The sequence below is a fragment of the Desulfitobacterium nosdiversum genome (genome assembly GCF_049860565.1).
Lineage (GTDB): Bacteria > Bacillota > Desulfitobacteriia > Desulfitobacteriales > Desulfitobacteriaceae > Desulfitobacterium_A > Desulfitobacterium_A nosdiversum.
Genome location: NZ_CP172056.1, coordinates 3,343,448 through 3,368,945, shown reverse-complemented (window position 1 = coordinate 3,368,945; position 25,498 = coordinate 3,343,448). Strand labels below are relative to the sequence as shown.

At 41.7% G+C, this 25,498-nt stretch carries 22 protein-coding genes and 2 riboswitches; of the genes, 15 read left to right on the top strand and 7 right to left on the bottom strand.

The genetic code is table 11. The features are described 5' to 3' along the window. Window positions 1–184 precede the first annotated feature (184 nt). Window positions 185–1,498, top strand: a complete 1,314-nt coding sequence (locus ACHOLT_RS16400) for a sensor domain-containing diguanylate cyclase (RefSeq protein WP_425802767.1) — start codon at window positions 185–187, stop codon at window positions 1,496–1,498. Here ACHOLT_RS16400 and dinB read toward each other — a convergent pair. Continuing rightward, on the bottom strand, window positions 1,490–2,659 hold the full coding sequence (gene dinB / locus ACHOLT_RS16395; RefSeq protein WP_425802765.1) for a DNA polymerase IV: 1,170 nt from the start codon (window positions 2,657–2,659) through the stop codon (window positions 1,490–1,492). The genes ACHOLT_RS16400 and dinB overlap by 9 nt on opposite strands. 190 nt (window positions 2,660–2,849) lie before the next feature. Continuing rightward, window positions 2,850–2,949: riboswitch (SAM riboswitch) on the top strand. Between the two features lie 96 nt (window positions 2,950–3,045). Here dinB and ACHOLT_RS16390 point away from each other — a divergent pair. Next, window positions 3,046–4,179, top strand: coding sequence for a trans-sulfuration enzyme family protein (locus ACHOLT_RS16390; RefSeq protein WP_425802763.1), 1,134 nt, complete (start codon window positions 3,046–3,048; stop codon window positions 4,177–4,179). 9 nt (window positions 4,180–4,188) lie between these two features. Here ACHOLT_RS16390 and ACHOLT_RS16385 read toward each other — a convergent pair whose 3' ends face one another. Next, entirely contained in the window at window positions 4,189–5,034 is an 846-nt protein-coding gene (locus ACHOLT_RS16385; RefSeq protein WP_425802761.1) for a class I SAM-dependent methyltransferase, read from the bottom strand. A gap of 207 nt (window positions 5,035–5,241) precedes the next feature. On the opposite strand from ACHOLT_RS16385, the gene ald reads away from it, so the two are divergent. The 13 genes from ald to ACHOLT_RS16320 all read left to right on the top strand — a co-directional run bounded on the left by ald (window position 5,242) and on the right by ACHOLT_RS16320 (window position 20,686). Beyond that, window positions 5,242–6,378: an alanine dehydrogenase gene (gene ald / locus ACHOLT_RS16380; protein ID WP_425802759.1), complete on the top strand. Its 1,137-nt coding sequence runs from the start codon at window positions 5,242–5,244 to the stop codon at window positions 6,376–6,378. 247 nt (window positions 6,379–6,625) lie between these two features. Continuing rightward, on the top strand, window positions 6,626–7,810 hold the full coding sequence (locus ACHOLT_RS16375; protein ID WP_425802756.1) for an acyl-CoA dehydrogenase family protein: 1,185 nt from the start codon (window positions 6,626–6,628) through the stop codon (window positions 7,808–7,810). A gap of 90 nt (window positions 7,811–7,900) precedes the next feature. Continuing rightward, a complete protein-coding gene (locus tag ACHOLT_RS16370; RefSeq protein WP_425802754.1) occupies window positions 7,901–8,452 on the top strand; it encodes a hypothetical protein in 552 nt (183 codons plus the stop codon). A gap of 381 nt (window positions 8,453–8,833) precedes the next feature. Next, window positions 8,834–10,132: an MFS transporter gene (locus ACHOLT_RS16365; protein WP_425802751.1), complete on the top strand. Its 1,299-nt coding sequence runs from the start codon at window positions 8,834–8,836 to the stop codon at window positions 10,130–10,132. 45 nt (window positions 10,133–10,177) lie between these two features. After that, the gene (locus ACHOLT_RS16360; RefSeq protein WP_425802749.1) at window positions 10,178–11,449 is read left to right on the top strand and encodes a CaiB/BaiF CoA transferase family protein; all 1,272 of its coding nucleotides are present in this window, start codon (window positions 10,178–10,180) and stop codon (window positions 11,447–11,449) included. Window positions 11,450–11,584: 135 nt separating this feature from the next. Then, window positions 11,585–12,865, top strand: a complete 1,281-nt coding sequence (locus tag ACHOLT_RS16355; RefSeq protein ID WP_425802747.1) for an FAD-dependent oxidoreductase — start codon at window positions 11,585–11,587, stop codon at window positions 12,863–12,865. After that, complete coding sequence (locus tag ACHOLT_RS16350; protein ID WP_425802745.1) at window positions 12,862–13,164, top strand: ferredoxin family protein; 303 nt, start codon at window positions 12,862–12,864, stop codon at window positions 13,162–13,164. The genes ACHOLT_RS16355 and ACHOLT_RS16350 overlap by 4 nt, the downstream gene beginning before the upstream one ends. 95 nt (window positions 13,165–13,259) lie before the next feature. Next, entirely contained in the window at window positions 13,260–14,393 is a 1,134-nt protein-coding gene (locus tag ACHOLT_RS16345; RefSeq protein ID WP_425802743.1) for an acyl-CoA dehydrogenase family protein, read from the top strand. A 14-nt stretch (window positions 14,394–14,407) separates the two neighbouring features. Beyond that, a complete protein-coding gene (locus ACHOLT_RS16340) occupies window positions 14,408–15,196 on the top strand; it encodes an electron transfer flavoprotein subunit beta/FixA family protein (RefSeq protein WP_425802740.1) in 789 nt (262 codons plus the stop codon). 14 nt (window positions 15,197–15,210) lie between these two features. Further along, the gene (locus ACHOLT_RS16335) at window positions 15,211–16,212 is read left to right on the top strand and encodes an electron transfer flavoprotein subunit alpha/FixB family protein (protein WP_425802738.1); all 1,002 of its coding nucleotides are present in this window, start codon (window positions 15,211–15,213) and stop codon (window positions 16,210–16,212) included. A gap of 224 nt (window positions 16,213–16,436) precedes the next feature. Then, entirely contained in the window at window positions 16,437–17,732 is a 1,296-nt protein-coding gene (locus ACHOLT_RS16330; RefSeq protein WP_425802735.1) for an MFS transporter, read from the top strand. 76 nt (window positions 17,733–17,808) lie between these two features. Beyond that, window positions 17,809–19,458, top strand: a complete 1,650-nt coding sequence (gene fadK / locus ACHOLT_RS16325) for a medium-chain fatty-acid--CoA ligase (RefSeq protein ID WP_425802733.1) — start codon at window positions 17,809–17,811, stop codon at window positions 19,456–19,458. Between the two features lie 307 nt (window positions 19,459–19,765). Then, window positions 19,766–20,686: a LysR family transcriptional regulator gene (locus tag ACHOLT_RS16320; RefSeq protein WP_425802731.1), complete on the top strand. Its 921-nt coding sequence runs from the start codon at window positions 19,766–19,768 to the stop codon at window positions 20,684–20,686. 102 nt (window positions 20,687–20,788) lie between these two features. Here the strand turns inward: ACHOLT_RS16320 and cytX are convergent, their stop codons facing one another. The 5 genes from cytX to ACHOLT_RS16295 all read right to left on the bottom strand — a co-directional run bounded on the left by cytX (window position 20,789) and on the right by ACHOLT_RS16295 (window position 25,460). Next, on the bottom strand, window positions 20,789–21,952 hold the full coding sequence (gene cytX, locus ACHOLT_RS16315) for a putative hydroxymethylpyrimidine transporter CytX (protein ID WP_425802729.1): 1,164 nt from the start codon (window positions 21,950–21,952) through the stop codon (window positions 20,789–20,791). Window positions 21,953–21,986: 34 nt separating this feature from the next. Further along, complete coding sequence (gene thiE / locus ACHOLT_RS16310) at window positions 21,987–22,628, bottom strand: thiamine phosphate synthase (protein ID WP_425802727.1); 642 nt, start codon at window positions 22,626–22,628, stop codon at window positions 21,987–21,989. Between the two features lie 18 nt (window positions 22,629–22,646). After that, window positions 22,647–23,258, bottom strand: a complete 612-nt coding sequence (gene thiF, locus ACHOLT_RS16305) for a sulfur carrier protein ThiS adenylyltransferase ThiF (RefSeq protein WP_425802724.1) — start codon at window positions 23,256–23,258, stop codon at window positions 22,647–22,649. A gap of 22 nt (window positions 23,259–23,280) precedes the next feature. After that, entirely contained in the window at window positions 23,281–23,484 is a 204-nt protein-coding gene (gene thiS / locus ACHOLT_RS16300) for a sulfur carrier protein ThiS (RefSeq protein ID WP_425802722.1), read from the bottom strand. An 89-nt stretch (window positions 23,485–23,573) separates the two neighbouring features. After that, a riboswitch (TPP riboswitch) is annotated at window positions 23,574–23,677 on the bottom strand. Window positions 23,678–23,750: 73 nt separating this feature from the next. Continuing rightward, window positions 23,751–25,460, bottom strand: a complete 1,710-nt coding sequence (locus tag ACHOLT_RS16295; protein ID WP_425802720.1) for a putative bifunctional diguanylate cyclase/phosphodiesterase — start codon at window positions 25,458–25,460, stop codon at window positions 23,751–23,753. Window positions 25,461–25,498: the final 38 nt, after the last annotated feature.

Here is a 25,498-nt window from a genome sequence, read left to right as displayed (position 1 = left end):
TTTTTATTTTTTTTGCACTCTTTTCTTATTTTGGTTATAAATTAATCTTGGGGAATTAGCAATATCATAATTATATCTGCTAAAAAATTATATTTAAATTCAAGAAAAAGGAAAATTCGATACAAATATAGAATTTTAGTTAAGATATGACATATTGATACATAAACGGTAAGGGGGTGAGATTGTGATTTTAGGGATAAATTATCGAAAAACATTTTTAGTTTTAGGAGCCCTTTTTGCCCTTATTGTTATATATTGGAGCAGCTTTTATAATTATCTTTTAGTCCACGGTATCATTGAATTGATCAATGTCGTTTTAGGGTTCTCTGTATTTATCATTGCTTGGAATTCAGAAAAGTATATGAAGTCTACTTTTTTCTCAATTATTGGGGTTGCCTATTTGTTCGTTTCCGGTTTTGATTTGCTTCATATCTTATCAACAAAAGGAATGTTAATCTTTCGCGATTATGATTATTATGCAACTCAAGTTTGGATTGCTGGACGATATTTAGAGAGCTTATCCCTTCTTCTGGCTTTCAGCCTATTTTACACGACAAAAAAGCTAAGAATGCCCCCTTTGTTTGGTGCTTATCTTATTCTTAGTTTTATAATTCTCTTGTCTATATATTTTTGGAAATTATTCCCTGAGTGTTATATTGAAGGAGTTGGGTTAACTCCCTTTAAGATTTATAGTGAATATTTTAGTGGATTGATTTCTTTTTTTGCAGTCTTTCTTCTCGTAAAAAATAAGGACCAGTTCGGAATAAACGTTTACTTTTATCTTTTTTGGTCAATTATTTTGTCAGCAGTTTCAGAGCTTTTCTTTTCCATTAACTTCGACTATTGGGGGATATTTAATTTAATTGGGCATTATTTTAAAGTGATTTCCTTCTATCTCATTTATAAAGCAATTGTAGAGACAGGTATTAGGCAGCCTTATGAGCTTATTTTTCGAGAAATTAAACTTCATGAGCAAAAATTAGAACGTATGGCTATTTACGATGAGCTTACTGGACTGTATAATCGCCGGGCAGGTTTAGCTTTTTTGGAAAACCAGATTATTAAGTCTGAACATGGAGAGGAGCCCCTTACGGTTTGTTTTATCGATATCGACCAATTAAAAGCGGTAAATGATCGATATGGGCATCATGAGGGGGATTTTTTGATCAAAAAAATTCCCGAGGTTCTGCAAGGGAATATTCGGGAGTCTGACCGGGTGTGCCGGATTGGCGGAGATGAGTTCTTAGTTGTTCTCACATGCAACTTGGAAAATGCACGAAATATTATTCAACGGGCAAAGAATACCTTAACAGCCTTTAATTCAGAGCATATAAAATCCTTTAATTGCGATTTCAGTTATGGATTCTCCGAATATAGAAAAAACGAAGGGTTATGTGCAGACCAATTGATTGAAGAGGCTGATAATAATATGTATCAGTATAAGCAGAATAAACGCTCTAACGTCCGTAGAATGAAAACAAATCATCAATTATTGTAACAGCCGGGCGCGGGTAATACTCTTATCTCCATATTTTTCAAGGATCGAATCGATGGCTTGAACAAGTTTTTCTTGGTTTCGATGAGGTTCTTCAAACAACGAAAGATGCCCCTCCCCTTGGCCCATTAGGTTACTCACTGATATACCAATTAAGCGAAGGGGCCGTTGAAGGGTTATCTCACTTAGTAATTGCCGAGCTTTTGTATAGATTATATCCTCAAGATGGGTTGCCTGACTTAATGTATGTGAGCGTGAGAGCGTGCGAAAATCATTATATCGAATTTTCAAAGTTATGGTTTTGCTTTTGAGTTTCTCTTTGCGGAGGTTTTGTCCGATATCACAAGCGAGCTCGAGAAGAATCGTTTCTAATTCCTGACGATCCGAAATATCGAAGGCGAAAGTTGTCTCCCGACCGATCGATTTCGCTTCGTGTACGCTTTCGACAGGGCGATTATCAATTCCACGCGCTAATAAGTAAAGCTGATTTCCCCACGAACCAAAGAATCGGGAGAGAGAAGCCTGATCAATCCTTCTTAAGTCAGAAATCGTATGAACATTTAAGTTCTCAAGACGTTCCAGCATCTTTTTGCCGACACCCCAGATCCGCCCCACCGGCAGAGGATCTAAAAACTCCTGAATACCGTTGGAATCTATAACGACAAAGCCATTGGGCTTTTCTAAATCAGAGGCTAGCTTAGCCAGAAATTTATTGCTGGCAACACCGACCGATGCACATAAATTAAGTTCGTCTTTAATTCGTTCCTTAATCGTCAAAGCAATTTTTTCAGCTGAGCCGAATAATCGAGTTGAAGCGGTAACATCTAAAAAAGCTTCATCGAGAGATAAGGGCTCAACCAAGGGAGTATACGTCAGAAAGATTTCACGGATTTGCTGTGAGACCTTTCGATATTTTTGAATATTAACAGGTAAGAAAACGGCCTGAGGACAGCGGCGTTGGGCTTCGACTAAGGGCATCGCCGAGTGTATTCCAGTCTCACGCGCTTCATAAGAAGCTGTGGAGACGACACCGCGACTGTTGGGGTTGCCGCCGACTACGACGGGCCGGCCTTGCAGTGAGGGATCATCGCGCTGCTCAACAGAGGCATAGAAAGCATCCATATCAACATGAATAATTTGGCGTTTTTTTGCTTGCTGACTCATAAAGGATCTCCTCATTACTAAGATACTAAAATTATATCATATTATCTTTACTCTTTATCTCAGGTTAGCCCGAATGAACTAAAGCGTGACAATTTATAGTAAAGATTAAAATATATTGACAATTGGAGATGTTGACAATAAGAATTATTAAATATAATATATAAGCAAATAAATAAGAATTATAATAAATCTCTTATCGAGAGCGGTGGAGGGACTGGCCCTATGAAACCGCGGCAACCGGCATTTTTGCGCGGTGCCAATTCCTGCAGAAATTTTCTGACAGATAAGAGAGGTTAAGCGAATGCAAGTCTCTCCTTCGTCTTTGGAGAGGCTTTTGTTTGTGGAATAAGTAATGCCAGTTTCATAATTTGGAGGGAGGCGATTGGATGAAAATTACTACTCACCTTGCCCAAATCGGAAATAAAAGAGATGCAACGGGGGCGATTAGTTTTCCTGTGTATCATTCCTCAACATTCAGCCATCAGGGATTAGGCAAAAGCACGGGATATGATTATTCAAGAAGCCAAAACCCTACCCGTGAAGTTCTTGAGGAGGCTATTGCCCGTCTTGAAGGAGGAGACCGTGGTTTTGCATTTTCTTCGGGTATGGCTGCAATCAGTACAATTTTTGCTTTATTCCGCCAAGGAGATCACTTTATAGTTACAGAGGATTGTTATGGGGGGACTTTTCGCCTCTTTCATAAAATTCTTAACCAATTTGGCTTAAGCGCATCTTTTGTGGACACAAGCAAGCTGGACGAGATAAAAAAAGCTATTCTGCCCTCAACAAAAGCTATTTTCTGTGAAACCCCGACCAATCCAATGATGAGAATTGCAAATATAAAACAAATCACTTTATTAGCCAAAAGCAAAGGGATTTTAACAATTATCGACAATACATTTTTAACACCGCTTTTACAGAAACCAATAGAGCTGGGGGCAGACATTGTGGTCCATAGCGGTACGAAATATTTGGGCGGACATAATGATGTGCTCGCCGGGCTTGTTGTTATTAAGGATCACTCTTTAGCTGAACGGTTTGGAGTTTTACAAAATGCAATTGGCGCGGTGCTTGGGCCGCAGGAATGTTGGCTTTTAATGCGGGGGATGAAAACCTTGGCGCTTCGTGTTGCTGCACAGGAGAAAAATGCTCAGCAGATTGCATGTTGGCTGGTAAAACACCCTTTGGTGGAAGCGGTCTATTATCCAGGACTAGAGTCACATCCGGGGCATGATTTGCAACTGGAACAGGCATCGGGTTTTGGAAGTATGATGTCTTTTACGGTAAAACATCAAAGGCTTGTGAGGCAGATCGTTGAAAAGGTTAAGATTATTTCTTTTGCGGAAAGCCTTGGAGGGGTTGAAAGCTTAATCACCTTTCCAACTACGCAAACTCATGCGGAAATGCCCAGCGAAATGAGGGAAAGATCAGGTGTCACGGACTGTCTCCTGCGCCTTTCCGTTGGAATTGAGGATGCTCAAGATTTAATTGAGGATTTGGAACAGGCGTTTTCGGAATAAAGCGGGAATCTATTGAAAACGCAGCAGTCGGAGTAACCAATCTTTGAAGCTCTTTGATTTTGGCAGGATAGGTGGAGTGGGTTTGCGTCCATAGACAAGTCCAAAACCGAAATAGCTTCGATACTGTTTCATAAATCCCGCATTTTTTTGTAAGCGTGGCAGCAGCCCGGGCTGCCTTCTTGCTTTGTCAGCAAGCCCTTTGATTAGAACCCAGTCCTTTTTGAGGGCATTTACAATCAGGTTGCTGTTGTTTTTTAACGGTTGCGGGTTTTTAATTTCGACATCTTGGAAGCCTGCTTGAGTTAAAGTTTGGCACCATCCCTCATACGTTAATGGATTTGTGCCTGAACCATAGCATTCCTCTAATTGCTGCTTAAGTTGAGCCGGCAGTTCCTTGAGCAGAGCCATTTCATGGTCGGCAATATGACCTTCAGGTTTGAGCACGCGATAAAATTCACGATATACTTTGACTTTATCTAAAAAGACAGTTACTGATTCAGCGATGACCCAATCAAAAATTCGATCTGCAAAAGGTAATTGCTGAACGTTTCCAACTTTAAATTCAATAAGATGAGAAACTCCTTCAGAAGCCGCCCTTTGGGTGGCTTTATCAATCATTTCCGAGCTGATATCAATACCGATAATTTTGCAGCCGGTTGTTTTGGCAATGTGGCAAGCGGTAAGCCCGCTTCCGCAGCCTGCATCAAGCACGTAGTCTTCCGGCAGGATCTGTATAGACTGCAGGTTTTGCAGTGTTGCGGGGAAGCCCCCTGGATGAGAACTGCCTATTCCCAGCCAGGCTAGCATTTCGAAGTAATTCATATCTTCAACACGCTTGGTATCTAGAGAAGCCATAGCTAGATCCCTCCTTACACCTAAATGTATATGGTATTATATTCCAAATGATAAATGGAGTGATCATTTAGATATTTGCTTTAAAGCTAAGTTAAAACGAGGAAATTATTCTTTTTATTGGTTATTTTTCTTAAATTTTTAGTAGAAATTTAAGGCTGAAAATTTCATAATCTAAAGTATAAGCATATTAAAAAGGAGGGATTATTCATGATCATCGGAGTACCCAAAGAGATAAAAAACAACGAAAATCGGGTAGCTCTTACACCAGCTGGTGCTAAAGCATTAACGGAAGCGGGACATAGTGTGCTGATTGAAAATGATGCAGGTTCCGGCAGCGGAATCACTAACGAGGAATATGTTTCAGCAGGAAGCCGAATTTTTAATTCGGCAGCCGAAATCTTTAACACTGCGGACATGATCGTCAAAGTGAAAGAACCTCAGCCTTCAGAATATGCTTTATTCAGACCGGGACAAATCCTATTTACCTATCTTCATTTAGCACCTGAACCAGAGCTTACCCATGCTCTTCTGGAGAGAAAAGTAACTGGAATTGCCTACGAAACAATTCAGCTTGATAATGGATCTTTGCCTCTTCTTATCCCAATGAGCGAAGTTGCTGGAAGAATGTCTGTTCAAGTCGGAGCTCGCTTTTTAGAAAAGCATGTTCATGGCAGAGGAATTCTCTTAAGCGGTGTTCCCGGTGTTCCTGCAGCGCATGTAGTGATTATTGGGGGCGGAACTGTCGGCGGAAATGCTGCTAAAATTGCAATCGGAATGGGAGCGCAGGTAACCGTTATCGATAGGTGTGCAGATAAACTTCGATATCTTGATGATATTTTTGGAAATCGGATTACGACTATGATATCTAATAGCTATAATATTGCAGCTGCAGTTCGTAACGCGGATCTTTTAATTGGTGCTGTTCTTGTGCCTGGTGCTAAGGCTCCGCACTTAGTCACGGAGGAAATGGTTAAAACAATGCAGCCAGGGGCTGTTATTGTAGATGTAGCTATTGATCAAGGAGGATCCATTGAAACTATTGATCACGTGACAACACATGATGATCCAATTTACGAAAAATACGGTGTCATTCATTATTCGGTAGCAAATATGCCGGGGGCTGTAGCTAGAACGTCTACTTTCGCTCTAACCAATGCGACCTTACCCTATATTATGGAGATTGCTAATCAAGGTCTTAAAGTTGCAATGCTTAATGATCCAGCTTTAGCAAAGGGACTAAATACATTTTCCGGTCATCTTATTTATCCTGCCGTAGCTGAAGCACTTAAGCTTGATTATATTCCAATAGATAAAATGATTTCTAAATGGGTAGCTTTTATATAGCTTTGCTGATTTATTAAATTAAAAAGGAATGAGTTCAATTATAAGTTGGATTCATTCCTTTTTGTTTTGATAGGGTTTATTTATACATAAATGGTTAATCGATTAGTACTTGAGATCACAAATCTATAAAAGTTTTTCATGAAATTAATGAAAATACCAAACTTTTAGGAATTAGACCTAAAGATAAAAGCTAAGTATACTAACCTTGTCAAGGTTGTTCAAAAAGTAACAAGGAGGAATTTAAAAAATGCCAAAGCTAACTGACCAGGAATTCGAGAGTTACTTATTGCAAATCAGAGAATTTACAGAGGGCACGCTAGATGCGATGCAAAAAGAGATCGAAGTAACGAATGTGTTCCCCGAGGAATTCTATCAAAAATGTATCAAAAACAACCTGTATCGTGCCTCTATTCCGGAAGAGTTTGGCGGCTGGGGTCTCTCCGAGACACAAATTCTGAGACTTCAAGAAGAATTTAGCCGTGGTCCTGGAGGAATGCGGATGCATCTTCACTATGCCATGGATTTGAACTGGCGTCCCCTTTACGACTTTGGGTCTGAAGCGCTTAAAAAAGAGTTAATGCCTGGATTCCAGGATAGAACAGTTTTTACAAACTGGGCGGTTACTGAGGAAAGTGGCGGAACAGGTGCCGATCTTCATACTCGTGCTGTAAAAGACGGTGATGATTATATCATTAACGGGGAAAAATATTTGATCTCCCATACCGACTGCAGTAACTATTCTTATATTACCTGTGTTACCGATCCTGATGCGCTAAAAGATCGCCGCCTCTCCACTTTCATGGTTCCTGCCAGCACACCCGGCTATGAACTGACTCCTATGCCACACATGATGGGCTGCCGTGGATCAGGTCATAGTGGTTTAAAGTTTACGAACATGAGAGTTCCCAAGAAATATTTGCTTGGTAAAGAAGGCGATGGGCTTCACATCTCTATTCACTCCCTGTCTGTATCCCGTGTTCACATCGCTGCCAGCAATCTCGGAATGTGCCAACGGATGCTTGAAATCTCCCTCAAACGTGCACATGATCGTGTAACCTTTGGTAAACCCATTATTGAACGTCAAGCAATCCGGATGAAGCTCGCCGATATGGCAACTTATACTCATGCTCTTCGCACGATGGTCTATGACTTTGCAAAGGACTATGAAAAAGATCCGAAAGGCGAATATATCGAAGAGAAGGCTGCAATGTGCAAACTTTTCAGTATCCATTGTACGAAACTCGTCGGCGATGAGATGCTTGAGATCTTCGGTGGTGTTGGATACTTTGAAGATTGCACGTATGGTCCGACAGAGCGCCTGTATCGTGACTCCCGTGCAATGTGGTTAGAGGAAGGGACTCCAACTGTTCAACGGATCACCATTTCCCGTCAAACAATTGCTCATGAAGGACGCTTAAAGTACAACATTTAAGCCTGAAAAATTATGGACATGCCGGAGGGGCATCGTGCTGTGCGCCGATGTCCCTCTTTTTGCCCAATGAGTAAAGGATAAGATATAAGAATGTACGGGGAGGGTTGGAAATTGGCAGAGCAGGAATTTGGACCGCTCAGAAGCAAAGCTGCCCGAAAACCCTGGCCGGAATGTCCCGATATAGTTATCTACCGCTGCAGTCATTGCGGCAGACTATACCAAGTGTTGGCCTATGATTTGCCAGCACAGGAGCCTGCCTGCTGCAATGCGCCCATGGAACAGCTGAAGCCGTTGCACATCGAGGATGTGTTGCCTGAAGTCAATGTAGTCTACAAGATTGTCGGCGGTTTTAATCAGAGTGCGGTACAGGTATTCTGGGAAACGAAACAGCCGGAAGACAAACCTGAGTGGGTTTTGCTCAAAACCTTCACCGGAGGCTACATTAAGTATGTCACCGCTCAGAAGCAGCCGCCTCTAATTTTTCCTTTGTCTGACGAGGACGCCTATGTGTATTGCGATAGGAATCCCTGTCAACAGTGTCTGTTTCGTTGCAAGCGAGGCTTTATTATTTATTTATATACCAAAACAAGAGGATTAGTGGAGGTTCCCCTGGAGAAGATGTCGGATTACTTTAAATCCTAGAAGAAAGCATGTCCCGAGGATGCAATTGTCTAACTTGTAACTTTGAGATAGTTCTCACAAATCTATAGAAGTTTCTTATAAAATGAACCGAAATACCAAACTTTTAGGAATTAGACCGCTATTTAAAGGGCAAGTATACTGAAAGTGTTCCTGGATGTTAAAAAAAGAACAAGGGGGGAACCATAAAAAAGTAGATAATTAGGTTTCTATGAGCCCAAGGTTGTTTGTCCTAAGTGAAGGCTGTGGTTCCCGTGCAAAACGATTTTCATTTAATCAAATCATCTTTAGTTCAACTCTCTTAAAAACAAAATAACGTCTGAATACGCTTAGACGTAATGATGGTAAATTAAGTATTTATCGGAAAATTAAGGAGGAACACCTATGGAACAAAAGATTGGCAACAAACGCTGGCTTATCGTCGCTTTACTCGTTATTTGTTATACCTTTATGTATTTTGGTCGTTCTGCAATCTCTATTGCGGGACCGGCCATGATGAAGAGCAACCATTGGAATGCAACTCAGTTTGGTTTGGTTTCAACGGCATTTTTTATAGGTTATGCTATAACGATGTTACCAGCCGGTGCGCTTGCCGATAAGTTTGGAGCGACCAAAGTTATTGTTGCTGGAACATTATTTTGGTCGGTATTTACATTTTTCAGTCCAATGGGTGGTACGATAGGGACTTTAATGTTTATCCGTGTTCTCGTGGGAATTGGTCAAGGGGTTACCCTGCCTTCTACTTCTTCCCTCGTTTCGAAATGGGTGCCCAAAAAGGAAGCAGGGTTGGCACAAGGATTAACGCTTGTCGGCGTTCCTTTAGGAACGGCGCTGACAATGCTTGTTGGGGTTCAGCTTATCCAGTATTTTAGCTGGCAAATGATATTTTATTCGTTTGCATTTCTTGGACCCATTTGGGCTGTGATCTGGGTATTATTTGGCAAAGATAGACCGGAATTGGATCCTAAAATCAGCAAGGCTGAAGTCGAATATATCAAGGCTGATCAGGGACCGAAGCAAGATGTAAGTAATGCTGTAAGCTTAGCAAAAAGAGATATTTTTACGAATGTATCGGTATGGGGCGCTACAATAGCATACTTCTGCTATAATTACGTTTTTTATCTCCTTTTGACCTGGCTGCCCACTTATTTAGCACTGGGACGCGGCTTCACCTTGGTGAAAAGCGGATACTTCACAATGATTCCTTATCTCGTGGCGATTTTCACCTATCCTTTGGGTGGTGTTTTAGCCGATGCCGCCTCGAAAAAATTCGGACAAAATATGGGCCGGAAAATGTTCCCGATTTTCGGTTTGGTCGTTGGCGGATGTGCCTTGTTTGTTGGAGCTCAGGCAAGCAGCGCCGGGATGGCTATTGCTTTAATCGCCGCTTCTATGGGTTTTCTTACCCTAACTCAGGGTGGATTTTTCTCGATGCCGATTATCTTTGCTCCGAAAAATGCAGGTACAATTGTTGGCTTGTACGGGTTTATCGGTACGTTTGCTGGAATTTCAGCTCCCCTGCTCACGGGTATTGTTGTTGATTCTTTAGGATATAATTACGCACTGTTCTTAGGAGCTGGAATGGCTGTACTAGGTGCAGTGTTCCTGTTGACCGCTTGTAAGGTTAAGCCTATCGAACCCGCAGCATCACAAACAATAAACAAATTGGAAGTAAGCAACTAACTAGTCTACGGAATTTTGGCATCAGGTGGAAGGGGGAGTTTTAACTTGAAAGGTTTAGAAGGCATCAAGGTTGTTGAACTTGCATCGTTTATCGCAGCTCCGGCATGTCCGAGAATTTTGAGTGAATTGGGCGCAGAAATCATTAAGATTGAACCGTTCGGCGGAGATGATCAGCGCACGCAAGGTCCTGGTTACGGCATGCAGAGAGATGATATTGAAGACCCCGCATTCGATATGGGGGGACTAAAAAAGAACTGGGTCAGCATTAACCTTAAAAGCCCGGAGGGTATCGAATTCACCTATAAGCTTATTGAATCGGCTGATATTGTTGTTACGAATTTCCGGGATAAGGCTTTAGTTAAACTTGGTTTGGATTACGAGACAATTCACAAGAAATTTCCTCATATCGTTTACGCTCAGATGAGAGGATATGGCGAAAGAGGACCAGAAAAGGATTCCAGGGGATACGACGCCACAGCTTATTCAGCACGCGGTGGGATATTAACCTCTTTTCCGCAGATTGGTGAAAGTCCTGTTAACGTTCCGGCTGCATTTGGTGATTGGAATGCAAGTGCCTTTTTATCTACGGGCATTTTAGCCGCCTTGGTAAGAAAGCAGATGACGGGGATAGGAGACAGAGTCGTAGTCAATCTTTATCATGTTGCTTGCTGGGCGATGCAGCATGCTGTTGTTTCCCGCCAATCGGGAGCATTGTATCCAAGATCAAGAAAATTCGTTCCCTCTCCGGCCAATAATTGTTATCAATCAAAAGATGGCATCTGGTTCCTGATCTGCCATGCTGCTTATAACAGCGCTTATGATGATATCGCTAAAGCTTTAAAAATTGAAGAACTTATAGGCAACGAAGAGTACAATACCTTGGACAAATTAAGGGAGAATAAAACAAATGGTTATGTCGTTGAATTGTTTGAAAAGGCATTTGCCAAAAAGACATTTGCCGAATGGGTAGAGATTTTTAAACAATATGAAATTCCCTACCAGAAAGCGTTTACTGTTGATGATATTCTGGCTGATGAAGAAGCTTTTGCCAATGATATTTTAAGGCATGTTAAGTATGACTCATATGGTGAGCGTGTTATTCCAACGAGTCCTATTCGTCTAAGCAGTGTAGGTGATCCTGAACTTTGGACATCTAAACCCATTGGCTATGATACACGGAAATATCTAAAACAATACGGTTATTCAGAAAAACAAATCCATACGTTAATCGAAAACGGTGCAGTGAAAGCATATGAAGGTGAGACCTTACAATTTAATAAGTTAGAGAAAACCTCAGCCAAAATACCGCTGGCGTAAAAGCGGCGTGTTTTCAGTCCCCTTTATATAGGAAGAAAAAATAGGGGTTTTTATGGAGTATAGCCAGTTTGCTGGAGTATTCACATCAATAAACCCCTATTAAAAAATCAGGGTTGTGGAAGGAGAGTAAGTACTTTGTCTGACGAAAGATTTCAAGTCATCGTAATCGGTGCAGGCTTAGCTGGATCCGCCGCTGCTTATCGTCTGGCGAAGGCTGGTCGGGAGGTTTTGGTTGTCGATCGCGGAAAAACCCCGGGAGCAAAAAATATGACCGGTGGCCGGCTATATACTCATGCTTTGGAGAAATTAATGCCTGGGGAATGGACAGATGCGCCGCTTGAGCGTGAAGTGACACGCGAGATGATGATGATGATGTCGGGGGAAGACAGCTTTTCAATCGACTCATTGTTTCCATCAGTGAGCCAATCTTACACGGTCTTAAGATCCAAGTTTGATGAGTGGTTGGCCTCGAAGGCTGAAGAAGCCGGGGCGATGATGATCTCGGGAAGTACCGTTGATGGACTTTTGATTAAGGATGGAAAAGCAGCGGGTATTAAAACTGGAGATGAGGAGCTTGAGGCTGATTTAGTCATTAGTGCCGAAGGCGTCAATGCTCTTGTCGCAGAACGCGCTGGGCTGATTAAGCCGGTCAATGTAAAAGATATCGCGGTCGGTGTGAAATATGTTTATAAACTATCCGAAGAAGCAATCAACGAACGATTCAATACCGTAAGCGGAAAGGGCGCAGCCTTATTAGCAGTGGGTGAGTGCAACAAGGGAATTTTTGGAGGAGCTTTTCTTTACACCAATAAAGAGAGTGTTTCGCTCGGTTTGGTTGTGGACTCCAGCAGCTGGAAAAATTCAAGATTGCCTTTAGCGGATTTCGCCGAAGAGCTTAAACAGCTTCCAGCGCTTGCACGGTATATTGAAGGCGGAAAATTAATTGAATATTCTGCTCACCTGATTCCTGAAGGCGGATACAAAGCTCTGCCTGAATTCTGCTCTAATGGTTTTCTCTTAGCTGGGGATGCAGCAGGCCTTTGTGTGAACAGAGGATTTACGGTTAGGGGAATGGATTATGCGATTCTCTCTGGAATTGCAGCCGCAGAAACGGCAAATGAGGCAATCGAGGCGGATGATTACTCCAAGGGCTTCCTGAATAGATATCATGAAAAATTACAGCAAACGGTGTTAAAGGATTTTGAAACCCTTAAGAATTCACATGACTATCTTGCTCATACACGGCACATGTTTACAACGTATCCTGCATTGGCCACGAATCTTATGAAAAATTTGTATGACGTAGACGGCAGTCAGGCCAAATCCGCAATGGGAATCATGAAACAAACAATCTCCGGTAAGCTGCCTTATTTCGATGTCATTAAAGACATTGTGAAAGGGGGTAGATCCTTATGAAAAAGCTATCCATGGATGATCGTTTACTCGTGAATCGCTTTGACAGCGATGATCATAACTCACATATCCTTGTCGATAAAGATGCATGCAGAACATGCGAACATCGGGCATGTACAACCTGCTGTCCGGCAGAGCGGTATAAGTGGGATCTAATCAATGATAAGTTAAGCTTTGACCATGTAGGATGTTTAGAATGCGGAAACTGTCGTCTGATTTGTGAAAGACTCAACCGGAACATGCCGGGATATTCATGGAACTATCCTGGACAAGGCATGGGGATTGTTTACAGAGAAGGCTGATGATATTGAAATAAGATTTATCCAGTGAATGAATGCTCATTCCTTGGATAATTAGATTATAACTATATTTATGATTTAATGGGGAGGATTTTAAAATGGGGCATATTCTTACTGAAGAGCAACAAGGGTTAGTCGAATTAGTCAGAGACTTTGCAAACAAAGTCGTAAAACCGCATGTTAAAGAATTTGATGAAACGGGTGAGTTTCCTTTAGAACTTTTAAAACAAGCGTTTGATATGGGCCTGCATATGTTGGAGATTCCTGAGAAATTCGGTGGCGCAGGATTAAGCAATGTGACCAATGCTATCGTATTTGAAGAATTAGCAAAGGTCGATGCCGGCTTTGCGATTTCCTTAGTTACAACTTTCGTGGCTCTAAGATCAGTTCTCTTATGTGGAAATGATCAACAAAAACAATTATTTGCCGATATTATTGCTCCAGGTGCATTTGCCGGATTCTGTTTAACAGAGCCTAATTCAGGGTCAGATGCCGGATCCATCCGCGCTACCGCTATTAAAGCTGGAGACGAGTATGTTATCAATGGCAGCAAAACGTTTGTAACCAATGGTGAGTTTGCCAGCGTATATGTTGTGTTTGCGTCTACAGACAAGAGCAAAGGCTCCAAAGGCATATCCGCCTTTATCGTTGAAAGAGACCGCCCAGGCATTATGGTTGGTAAGCATGAAAACAAAATGGGCCTCAGATTGTCCAATACTTCTGATGTCGCATTCAACAAGGTAAGAGTGCCTGCCAGTGCATTGATTGGCAATGAAGGCGATGGCTTCAAAATCGCTATGGCTACTTTAAACATTTCTCGCGCTTTTGTCGGTACTTTAGCAGTAGGTATTATGCAGTCGGCTATCGATGAGAGCGTCAAATATATTAAAGAAAGAAAACAATTTGGCAAACCGATTGCTGAATTCCAAGCGGTGCAAATGATCTTGGCAGATATGGAGATCCAATGTGAAGCCGCTCGTCAATTGGTCAAGAGTGCCATGGTGTTGATGGATGCTCATGATCCTTGTATTCGAGAAGGCTCGATTACCAAGACTTTCTGCGGTGATGCGGTAGTGAAAGTAACGACTGATGCTGTACAGCTTTTCGGTGGTTACGGCGTGAGCAAAGAATATCCTGTAGAAAAATTGATGAGAGATTCCAAGGTATTCCAGATCTTCGAAGGAACGAACCAAATTCAACGTCTCACCATTGCAAGAGATATGCTTAAGTAGGAGGGAACTTTTAAATGGATATTCTCGTTTGCGTTAAACAAGTGCCGGATACGGCTGAAATTAAAATCGATCCTGTGACGAATACCTTGGTTCGTGCCGGTGTACCAAGCATTGTAAACCCTTTTGATAAAAATGCGCTGGAAGCTGCAGTGCAGCTCAAAGAAGCCCATGGCGGAACGGTCACGGTCATTACGATGGGGCCGGAACAGGCGAAAGATGCCTTAAAGGAATGTGTATCGGTAGGTGCGGATAAAGCAGTGTTAGTGAGCGACCGTGCTTTTGGCGGTTCAGATACCTACGCTACAAGCTATATCTTGTCCCAAGCGATTAAAAAGCTCGGAAATTTCGATTTGATTCTCTGCGGCAAGCAAGCGATTGACGGGGACACGGCTCAGGTGGGACCTGCTCTTGCCGAGCACCTGGGACTTGCTCAGCTGACTTATGCGGCTAAAATCCAAGTCGATGACCCAAAAATTACGATCCATCGGGAAACGGATGAAGGATATGAAGTTATTGAAGCAAAACTGCCGGCCGTTTGTACTGTCGTAAAATCTATCAATGAGCCGAGATTTGCTACGATTAAGAGCAAAATGATGGCTAGCAAGGCAAAGATTGAAGTGTTGACGACTGCTGAACTTTCAGATATTGATGCAACGAAAATCGGCTTAAAAGGCTCACCGACAAGAGTAAAGAAAACCTTTGTACCCGCCAAAAGAGAGGCAGGTTTGAAGATTAAGGAAGCAACAGATAGAGCTACGGCCCTTAAGTTGGTCGAAAAGCTGGTTGAGGCTAAGCTAGTTTAATGGAGGTTTAAGCAATGAGTGACTATAAAAATATCTGGGTATTTATTGAAACCGCAAATGGTGAAGCTAAAAATGTTGGCTTAGAGCTTCTTAATGAAGGGAAAAGACTTGCTCAGGCGAAGCAGGAAAACGTTGTAGCTGTTGTCATCGGCGACAATAATGATGCGGCGGTTAAAACAGCAATTGCCTATGGAGCGGATCAGGTTATCGATGTCGAAGGTGAAGAATATAAGGATTTTAATACCGATAGCTATGCTAACGTCATGATACAGCTCGTTGAAAAATATTGTCCGGCGACGATCTTAGTCGGAGCGACAAACAACGGAAGAGACGTTGCTTCAAGAACAGCAACACGTTTGCGGACAGGGTTAACGGCGGATTGCACGGGTCTGGATATTAACGAGGATGGACTTGTCGCCTGGACAAGACCTGCTTTTGGCGGAAATCTTATGGCTACCATTTTATGTCCTGAAACAAAACCGGAGATGGGAACAGTCAGACCCGGTGTATTTAAAAAAGCCGGTCCTGATGCTTCCCGGACAGCAGAAGTGATTAAAGAGGAAATCAAGACTCCTGCAGAAATGATCCGGACGAAGATTGTTGACATTATCAAAGCTGTCGGAAGTGAAGGGGTTAAACTTGAAGAGGCAGAAGTCATTGTTTCCGGCGGAAGAGGATTAGAAAAACCTGAAAATTTTGCTCTTCTCCAAGAACTGGCTGACGTCTTTGGCGGTGCTGTCGGAGCATCGAGAGCTGCTGTTGATGCCGGTTGGATTCCGGTTCAAAAACAAGTCGGACAAACCGGTAAAACGGTAGGACCTAAAATCTATATCGCGGTGGGGATCTCCGGTGCAGTTCAGCACTTAGTCGGAATATCTTCTTCAGAAACCATCATCGCGATCAATTCAGATCCGGATGCACCGATTTTTGATATGGCTGATTACGGTTTAGTCGGTGATTTGTTCGAAATTGTTCCTGTTCTTACGGAGGAATTTAAGAAGATTAAGGCAAGCTAAATTAATTGCGTAGGGAATAAGGTTTTAAATTTAGAAAGGAGTTCTCCTAATCACCTTGATCCTGTTCATTAAAATGAACGTTTAAGGTGAAAAGGAGTTCTCCTCCTTCATCGGTTCGCTATGCTGACGGTAAAGAAAATACTAAAACTATGTCAACGTTTTATTTCAAATTGATTTACTTAGGATAAGATGTTTTAAATTGAATTTGAAAAGGGGCAATTAACATGAATCCAAAAATTGGTAATAAACGTTGGTTGATCATAGTTCAGTTTCTGTTATGTTACTTAGTTTTGTATATGGATAGATCAAATATGTCAATCGCCGGTCCATCCATGATGAAGGAATTTAATTGGAGTGCCACTCAGTTCGGTTTAGTCTCGACGGCCTTTTTTATGGGCTACGCGTGTACGATGATTATTGGCGGCTGGTTAGCAGACCGATTTGGCGGGGGCAAGGTTATCATTTTCGGCGCCTTATGGTGGTCGATATTCGTATTTTTAACTCCCTTTGGCACTTCACTCGGTTTGATGGTGATCATTCGTATGATGATGGGGATGGGTGAAGGCGTTGCCTTGCCTGCGATTTCATCGATGGTTGCTAAATGGATTCCCAAGAAAGAAGCTGGACTGGCACAAGGAATCTGTCTTGTTGGAGTTCCCTTGGGCATTACCCTCACCATGCCGTTCGCGGCGTGGATTATACAGGCTCATAGTTGGAAAATGGTATTTTGGACGTTTGCCTTTACCGCTCCGATATGGATTTTGATTTGGCTGAGGTTTGGCAAGGATAAGCCGGAAAATGATCCTAATCTCAGTCAAGAAGAGCTCGCCTATATTAAGTCAACCCAGGACGGTTCGCAGGAAATGGCGGGCCGCTATACAGATTTGACACCAAAGGATATTTTTTCAACACCATCGGTTTGGACCGGTGCCGTATCATTTTTCTGTACGAACTACCTCTTCTATTTATTTATGACTTGGCTGCCCACCTATTTTATGAAGGGCCGCGGTCTTCAACTCGGACAAAGTGCTTTATACACAATGATGCCATATATTGTGGCTGTGTTCACATACCCAATTGGAGGCTATCTAGCGGATAAGGCTGCCGCCAAATTTGAGGACAATATGGGCCGTAAGATATTCCCTGTTTTCGGCATGATTTCTGCCGGAATATTGCTCATCTTGGGATCTCAGGCCGCGAATGCGGTAAATGCCGTCGCATTAATATCGGCTTCGAATGGCCTTTTATGCCTTACCATGGGAGGGTATTATTCAATGCCTATGGTTTTCTCGCGTAAGAATGCGGGAAAAATAACAGGACTTTGGTCCACTTTTGCTACAATCGGGGGAATCACAGCTCCGCTTCTAACAGGTGTAGTCGTTGATGCTTACGGATACACTTTTGCCCTGTATTTAGGTGCAGGCATTTCCATTATCGGCTCGCTTATCTTGCTCACGACGGTCAGGATTAAAGAAATAAAACCAAAGAACGCAAGTGAAATTATACCTGAATTACACTAATTCCATTAAATACACTGAATCCATTCTTCTGGATGATTGAAGGATCAGTATAAATCCAGCGAAGGGGGTTGAGAGGATGTCATTGGAGATGAGAATAAATGAAGATCGAAGGCGGGAATACCGTCAAGCCGGTTACTGGGGTGACGCAACATTGGCAGACTATTGGCAGATGTCCGTGTTGTGCTCCCCAGAAAAGGTAGCTGTAACCGATCTTCAAGGTACAAGTTACACCTATGCAGAACTCGACGATGCAGCTGGCAGGGTCGCAACTTATTTGAGAGAAAATGGGGTAATGCCAGGTGATTTTGTATCGTTTCAAATACCTGCCTGGTCTGAATTCACGGTAATTTATATCGCGTGCCTTAAAATAGGAGCTGTCGTAAATCCAATTTGTTGGGGTTATCGCGCGGATGAATTGATATATGTTCTGAATAAGTGTGAATCCAAAGTGTTATTTATTCCCTCTGAGTTTAGGGGTTTTGATTATCCTTCAATGCTAAGTTCCTTAAAGCTAAAGCTTCCAAGCCTAAGGGAAATCGTAGTGGTCGAAAAAGTAACGAAGAGTTCTGAAGGAAATACCTTAAGCAAAATATTAAAAGATTATCCACCGCTAGTCATTAATTATCCGCGAAATTCCGATGATCTAGCCGCTGTTTTGTTTACTTCGGGAACGGAAAGCTTTCCGAAAGGAGTGATGTTAACACATAACAATATAATTGCGGCAGAAAGATCTTTAGCCGCGGCCATGAATATTACCCATCTTGATGTTATGCTGATGCCGGCCCCAACTGCGCATGCCATTGGTTTTCATCACGGCGTGACTTTGCCGTTTATGTATGGGGCTAAAAGCGTTCTTCAAGATATATTTAAACCGGAAATCACCCTCCAACTCATTGAAAGAGAAAAATGCACCTGCGGTATGGGAGCTACGCCATTAGTTTACGATATACTCCGTGCACTCCAAAAAAGGAAATATGATATCTCTTCTCTTCGTCTTTTCATGTGCGGCGGAGCTCCTATACCCAGGCATATGGTTAAAGAATCGATGACTGCCGGTATTAAAGTCATTGGTGTCTATGGTTCGACGGAAAGTGTTCCGCATACTGCCGTAAGATTAGACGACGATCTTGAAAAAATTATCAGTACTGATGGGGCAGCTGTATCAGGTGTTGAAATACAGGTTGTTGATGAGTCACATCAGCCTGTACCCGTATGGATTCAGGGAGAGGAAGCATCTCGCGGCCCTACGGTATTTGTCGGTTATCTTAAGGAACCCGAATTGACGGCGAGGGCTCTGGACGATAATGGATGGTACTATAGCGGTGATCTCTGTACCATGGATAAGGACGGGTACATTCGAATTACAGGAAGAAAGAAAGATATTATCATCCGCGGTGGTGAAAATATCAGCAGTATCGAACTGGAAAATATCTTACTCCAACACCCCAATGTGCGTGAGGTGGGTGTAGTGGCAATGCCCGATCCAAGGTTAGGGGAGAGAGCCTGCGCTTTTGTGGTGCTCAATGATAGAGATAAGGGACTAACCTTAAAGGAAGTAGGTAAGCTTTTTGAAGAGAAAGGCGTAAGTAAGTTTAAATATCCTGAACGGGTAGAAATTGTAGAGAATCTTCCGCGTACGGCATCAGGAAAAATTCAGAAATATGTTTTGCGGCAGGATATTAAAACTAAGCTTGAACAAGAGAACCTCATAGTTTTTACAGCGTAATCATTAAGAAATAGGAGGAGATGAGATTTATGTCTTAACCCTTAAATTAGGGTTGAGACACCTTTGTATTATTGTACTTTTCACATAAAATTGGCAAATTTCTATGTTTTTAATATTTACTTAATAATGCGCTATAAGTTATAATTATCATGCTATAAAGTATAATTATCCTGGTGTACAAACTCATTTTAATAAGTTGTTTGTGATTGGGATAATTTGCACAAGTAGCCTTTAGAATACCCCATTTAGCTTAATTATGAGATTCTTAGGTAAGAAAGTTTCGAATAATTTTCTGCGGGGTGAGCAAATGAATTTATACCAATTATATTATTTTAGAACTCTTGCTAAACTTGAGCATTATACGCATGCTGCAGCACAATTATGTTTAACCCAGCCCAGTCTCAGTCACGCTATTTCATCTTTGGAAGATGAGTTGGGAGCTGTGCTGTTTGAAAAAAAAGGTCGGAATGTCGTCCTAACAAAGTATGGTAGATTATTTCTCCCTTATGTTGAAAATGCACTAGCCGAATTAGAACAGGGGACGAAAAAGATTAAAGAATTGTCGACTGATGCACAATGCGCCATTAATATTGGATTTATTTATACATTGAGTTCCCATTTTATTCCTGACTTAATTTCTGGTTTTGCTGCTAAAAATGAAGAAAACAGCAAAATTCAATTTAGCTTGCATGAAGGTACAACCCAGAACGAATGTACCGCTGATTTGATCATCCGTCTTAAAAATGAAAAACTGGATTTGGTCTTTGCCTCTTTAATCCCTAAAGATCCGGATGTTGAATTTATACCTATCTGTGAACAAAAATTAGTTGCAATTTTGCCGCTTGACAGCCCTCTTGCTAAACTCGATCAGGTTGACCTGAAAGATACCGGACCATATCCGCTTATCCATTACTCAGGTAAACCCGGTTTAAAACAAGAGATTAATCGCCAGTATGAAAAGGTGAATATGATACCTAAGGTTTGCTGTGAGGTAGAGGATGAAACCTCTATGGCGGGTCTGGTTGCCGCCAAAATGGGAATCGCTATCGTCCCGGAAAGTCCTACTTTTCATAATTTCAAAGTTAAGGTGTTGCCAATTGGTAATCCTGATTACAAACGAATAATTTATCTGGGATATATGAAAAATCGCCAGCAGGCTTTCCCCGTTCGGCGATTTATAAATTACGTTAAGGAGAATTTTCAAGAATTCCAAGCTCAAACCATGTAAAATAAATCGAATTAAAGCTTAAAAAAGCGATGTCATTTTACCGGATTATAGGAAAATGACATCGCTTAAATTTTAGTTTTAAATCCAATAACTAGGTTGTGCTTATTTTGATGTAAGGAGGGGCTCACTAATCAAAAGACGTTTGATGACTAAATAAACTACCGAAACGCCTAAAAATACAGCTATTGTTGGTGAACCCCATTGTGCTTTTACAAAATAATTATAAAGCAGAGTCCCGGCAATTGCGACGAGGATACCTGCAGTATTAAGTTTGACACTTTGACCTTTATAATGAGTAAGATATTCAATGAAAACAATAGTGTATACCGGAATAAAGACACCACCGATTGTCAGAAGAAAATTCTCGTAGTTTTCGATTGGAAAGACAAAGGCAATAAGCATTGAGATTAAAGAATATATAGCGATCCAGAGGTTATCATTATTAAAAGGAATAAGCTGCTTGGTGGATATTACAGCAGAGTAAATATCCAAAAAAGCAGTTGTAACGGTAGAAACGACAATGATAAAGCCGGCCACAAACTTTATGTTGCTTTGCACGATGTACTCTATTACATCGAGCCCTGTATGGGTTGTAATGAGGAAGCCTAAAAGATACATAAGTGCACTTCCGATGAAATAGCCGCTAAAACTTGCCCAAAATACACCTTGTTTACTTTGACCGTTTTTCGTGTAATCTCCGATGAGTGGCAGCCATGAGATTGGCATAGCGATTGAAAGTTCTATGGCTGTCGTAAAACTCATTTCTCCTGTTAACCCCGGAAAGGTATTAAAATCAATTTTAAATAAGACCATGATGCTTAGTGCCAAAAGAACAACGACGAAGATATCATTAATAACTTTCGAATAGTTATTGAAGAAAAAAGCCCAAGTAAATACCGCTAACCCCATAATGATAATGGAAATACCTAAAGAAAGGTTAACAATTCCACCAAAGGCCCTCCCAGCCTGGATAATCATGACAGCACCCCAGCCAATAAGCTGGAGTACATTCAAGAAAGCCGTAATTTTTGCTCCGACAGGGCCTAAGGAATCGCGGACTTTCTCCATGGCCGTCCGACCGCTTTGAAAAGAGATGTACCCGCCGAAAGCGAGAAGAAGGGTACCAATCAGATGTCCGATGAGGATAGCGGCCAAGCCTTTGGCAAGACCTAAGGGGGCAATTAGCCCTCCGGTATAAATTTCAGAGATCGAAATCGCTGCACCTATCCATAAAAGAAATAAGGAAGAATTTCTAATGCGTTCCATTATATCAACCCCTTCTATCCCCTTTGATTTTGTACTAACAGTTGCCCATAGTCTCTTGCAGCTCATGAATTGTTTCTTTAATATTTGGGCTTCCCACAATCTCTGTGACTAAGGCAACCGTTTTCGCACCGTTTTTAAGGACTTCCGTTAGATTATGTTTTTTAATCCCGCCAATTGCGACAAAAGGAAGGTCTATATTTTCGACGACATAACGAAGGTATTCTAGTCCAACAGGGGCACAAACGTCAGTTTTAGTATGAGTTGCATAGATAGGACCAACGCCGATGTAATCAGCCGCGTCGGCGACCGCTCTTTGTGCTTGCTCCGGAGAGTGGGTTGAAACACCAATAATTCTGGAAGGTCCAACGATTTGCCTCACGATAGGAACAGGCAAATCATCTTGACCGACATGGACCCCGTCAGCATCAACGGCCAGAGCAATATCCAAATAGTCATTCACAATGAACAAAGCCCCGGCTTCTCGGGTCATTTCACGAAGAATAAGGCATTCTTCGAACATCTGTTTTGCTTTTTTATTTTTCTCGCGGTATTGAAGAATCTTAACTCCTGAATCCAAAATCTCTTGGGCAACTTCAATAGTGCTTCTGCCTAAAGAATGGGGTTCTGAAGTGAGCGCGTAAATCCCGTGGGGAAGTGTTTTTTTAATATGAGACATCTTTTTTTACCTCTCTTTTTATTTCTCACCTAAGGCCCAGCGTAATACGACATTTGCTTCTTTGGCGGCGGCGACGCCAACCCTTGGGGATAGGGGCGGACATTCAGCAGATATTCCAGTACTTAAGTCACCCACAACAACTAAGCTCGCTCCCCAGTGGTGGGTAAGCATCGTGTCCGTACTGCCCCAACCTGCCATGCCTGAGGCACTTACCACAAATTTTTTGCGTTTTAAGGCATATTCTACAAATTCTTTTTTTGCCGCAGCTTGGTCCAATGCCTCAACCCAAATATCACAGTCCTGAAAAAACTGTCCGATGTTAGCAGTGCTAATGCGTTCAGTATAGAGTTCTAGATCAAGATCAGGATTAATACGGCGCAGATTTTCTGCCAGTGCCTCTACTTTTAATTTTCCTATTTGGTCGGCAAAGAAGAACTGACGGTTTAAGTTACTGGGTTCAATGCGGTCAAAATCGATGAGAGTAAAATGGCTGAAGCCGGAGCGAACAAGATGATTAGCAACGTTTGAGCCAAGCCCTCCTGTCCCGGCGATGCCGACCCTAATCTTCTGTATTTGATTTAAACGTTCCTCTCCGAAGTGTTTCTTCAGTCCCTCAATCAATGGATTCATCCCAGATAAACAATCCTTTCCTTTATCTTCCTCCGCCTACAAATTGCAAAAGTTCGACCTGATCACCCTCATTGAGCAACGTCGTTTCCCAATGATCACGTGATAAAATTTCTCCATTGTATTCAACAATGACAGCCGCAAGCGGTATATTTTGATTTCCTATCCAGGCTAAAAGTGAAATTTGTTTTGGAAGAACTAATAACTTTCCGTTTATTTGTACGTTCATCCCTTAACCTCCTAATTAAAAAATATCAAATAAAAATAAAAGGCTCACCTCAAGGGCAAGCCTTTTTCTATCTGGAAGATCCACGTTCAATGGATAGTTTGCAGCATCCCTCCGCTGGTTTTAACCAGATCAGGTTCTAAGGGTTAAGACGGTCTCTTTCTCAGCTCCCTTTGGAGCACCCCCTGCACTATGTAATTATATTCAAATCGAGAAAATCATGACTTTGGCTAAATTATAAGTCTCATTACCGTGTTTGTAAATAGAAATTAGCCATAAGAAGCGAGTTGACTCTCCTTTTTTTCCAGCATTCTTCTTAGGAAGTCAAAGAAATGATCATCGGGGAGGGGCTTACTGAAAAGATAACCTTGAGCTACATCACAACCCATCTGAGTTAAAAGGGAAAGTTGTTCTGAGGTTTCCACACCTTCAGCGACAGTAGAGTAATCCAAGTTTTTAGCCATAATCAGCATGGCCTCTAACATGTTCCGATCGCAAGTACTTGTGGTGATATCCTGGATGAAGGATCGATCGATTTTTACACTTTGGACAGGATACTTTTTTAGATAGCTTAAGGAACTATAGCCTGTGCCAAAGTCATCGATTGCGATTTGAACGCCAAGTGATCTGAGTTTATTAAGTTTGCGAATTATGGAATCTGGATTTGCAAGGGCAACACGTTCTGTAATTTCAAGTTCAAGATATTGAGGATCTAGTTTTGCCTCATCTAAAAACTCTTGAATGATTTGTGCGCAATTATTTTGCTGGAATTGAATACTTGAGATATTAATAGAAATTTTTATGGGATATCCGTTGATATGCCATTTTTTAGCTTCTTTAATAGCGGTTCTTAAGACCCACTTGCCAATAGGTATAATCAATTTTGTGTCTTCAGCGAGAGGAATAAATTCGTTTGGCGAAACTAGACCTAATTCGGGATGATTCCATCGGATCAAGGCTTCGGCCTTAATAACCTTTCCGGTTTTAATGTCAAATAGCGGTTGATAATAAAGAATGAATTGACCTTGATTTATAGCATTTCTTAAGTTCGCTTCAATGCGTGACTGACGGACAAGGGCATTTGCCATTTCGGGAGTGAAGAAGGTATAATTGCCGCTCCCTCTGGCCTTTGAGCGATACATGGCAATGTCAGCATACCGCAGCAACGCTGAAGGATCTTTACTATCCCGAGGATAGATTGAAATTCCTAAACTGGCTGATATTTTGTATTCAATGGTATTAAAGGCAATCGGGAGCTCTATGGTCAAGAGAATTCGCTGAATAATAACCTTGACATCTTCCAGCGAGGTAATATCGTTAATACAGAGAACAAATTCATCTCCGCCGATACGGCATAAAAAGTCATCCGTCCGTATTGTTTGTTTGACCCGATGAGCAACAGTGCTTATCACGACATCTCCGGCCGCATGACCCGCAGTATCATTGAGATATTTAAAGCGATCTAAATCGCAAAAGACTATGGCAGCTATTTTGCTTGAATTTTCGGCATTCAAAAGGGTTTCGGATAGTTTTTGTTCAAACATGCGACGATTCGGGAGTGCCGTCAGAACATCATGATTTGCTAAAAACTCTAATTGCTGACTAAGATTTTCTAATTCTTTTTGCTTCTGCTCTAAGTGCCGGAGTAAGAAGCCGACATTAAGTGTTACAGCAGCGATTCCTCCGGAAATTGCGATAACAAGCCTAAAGTTTTGAACATTGTAGTTTATATCAAATAAATACTCAATGAATTCGAAGCTTACTTGTAATAATATGCATAGCGCTCCAGCAAGCATACCCATTTTATAGCCATGAAATGTGGCGATTAAAACGGGAGGTAAGAAATACACGAGCCATATGATCTCAAAGGATCCATCTGGCAAATCCAGAAATAAAGGAAGTATAATCAAGCAAATAATAAACACATGGGCCACCCATTTTATATTTGGGCTAATACCTAATGTTTTAATTCTTTCCATAGAAGTACCTTCCTCTTAAGCAAAGAATAGTAAAACTG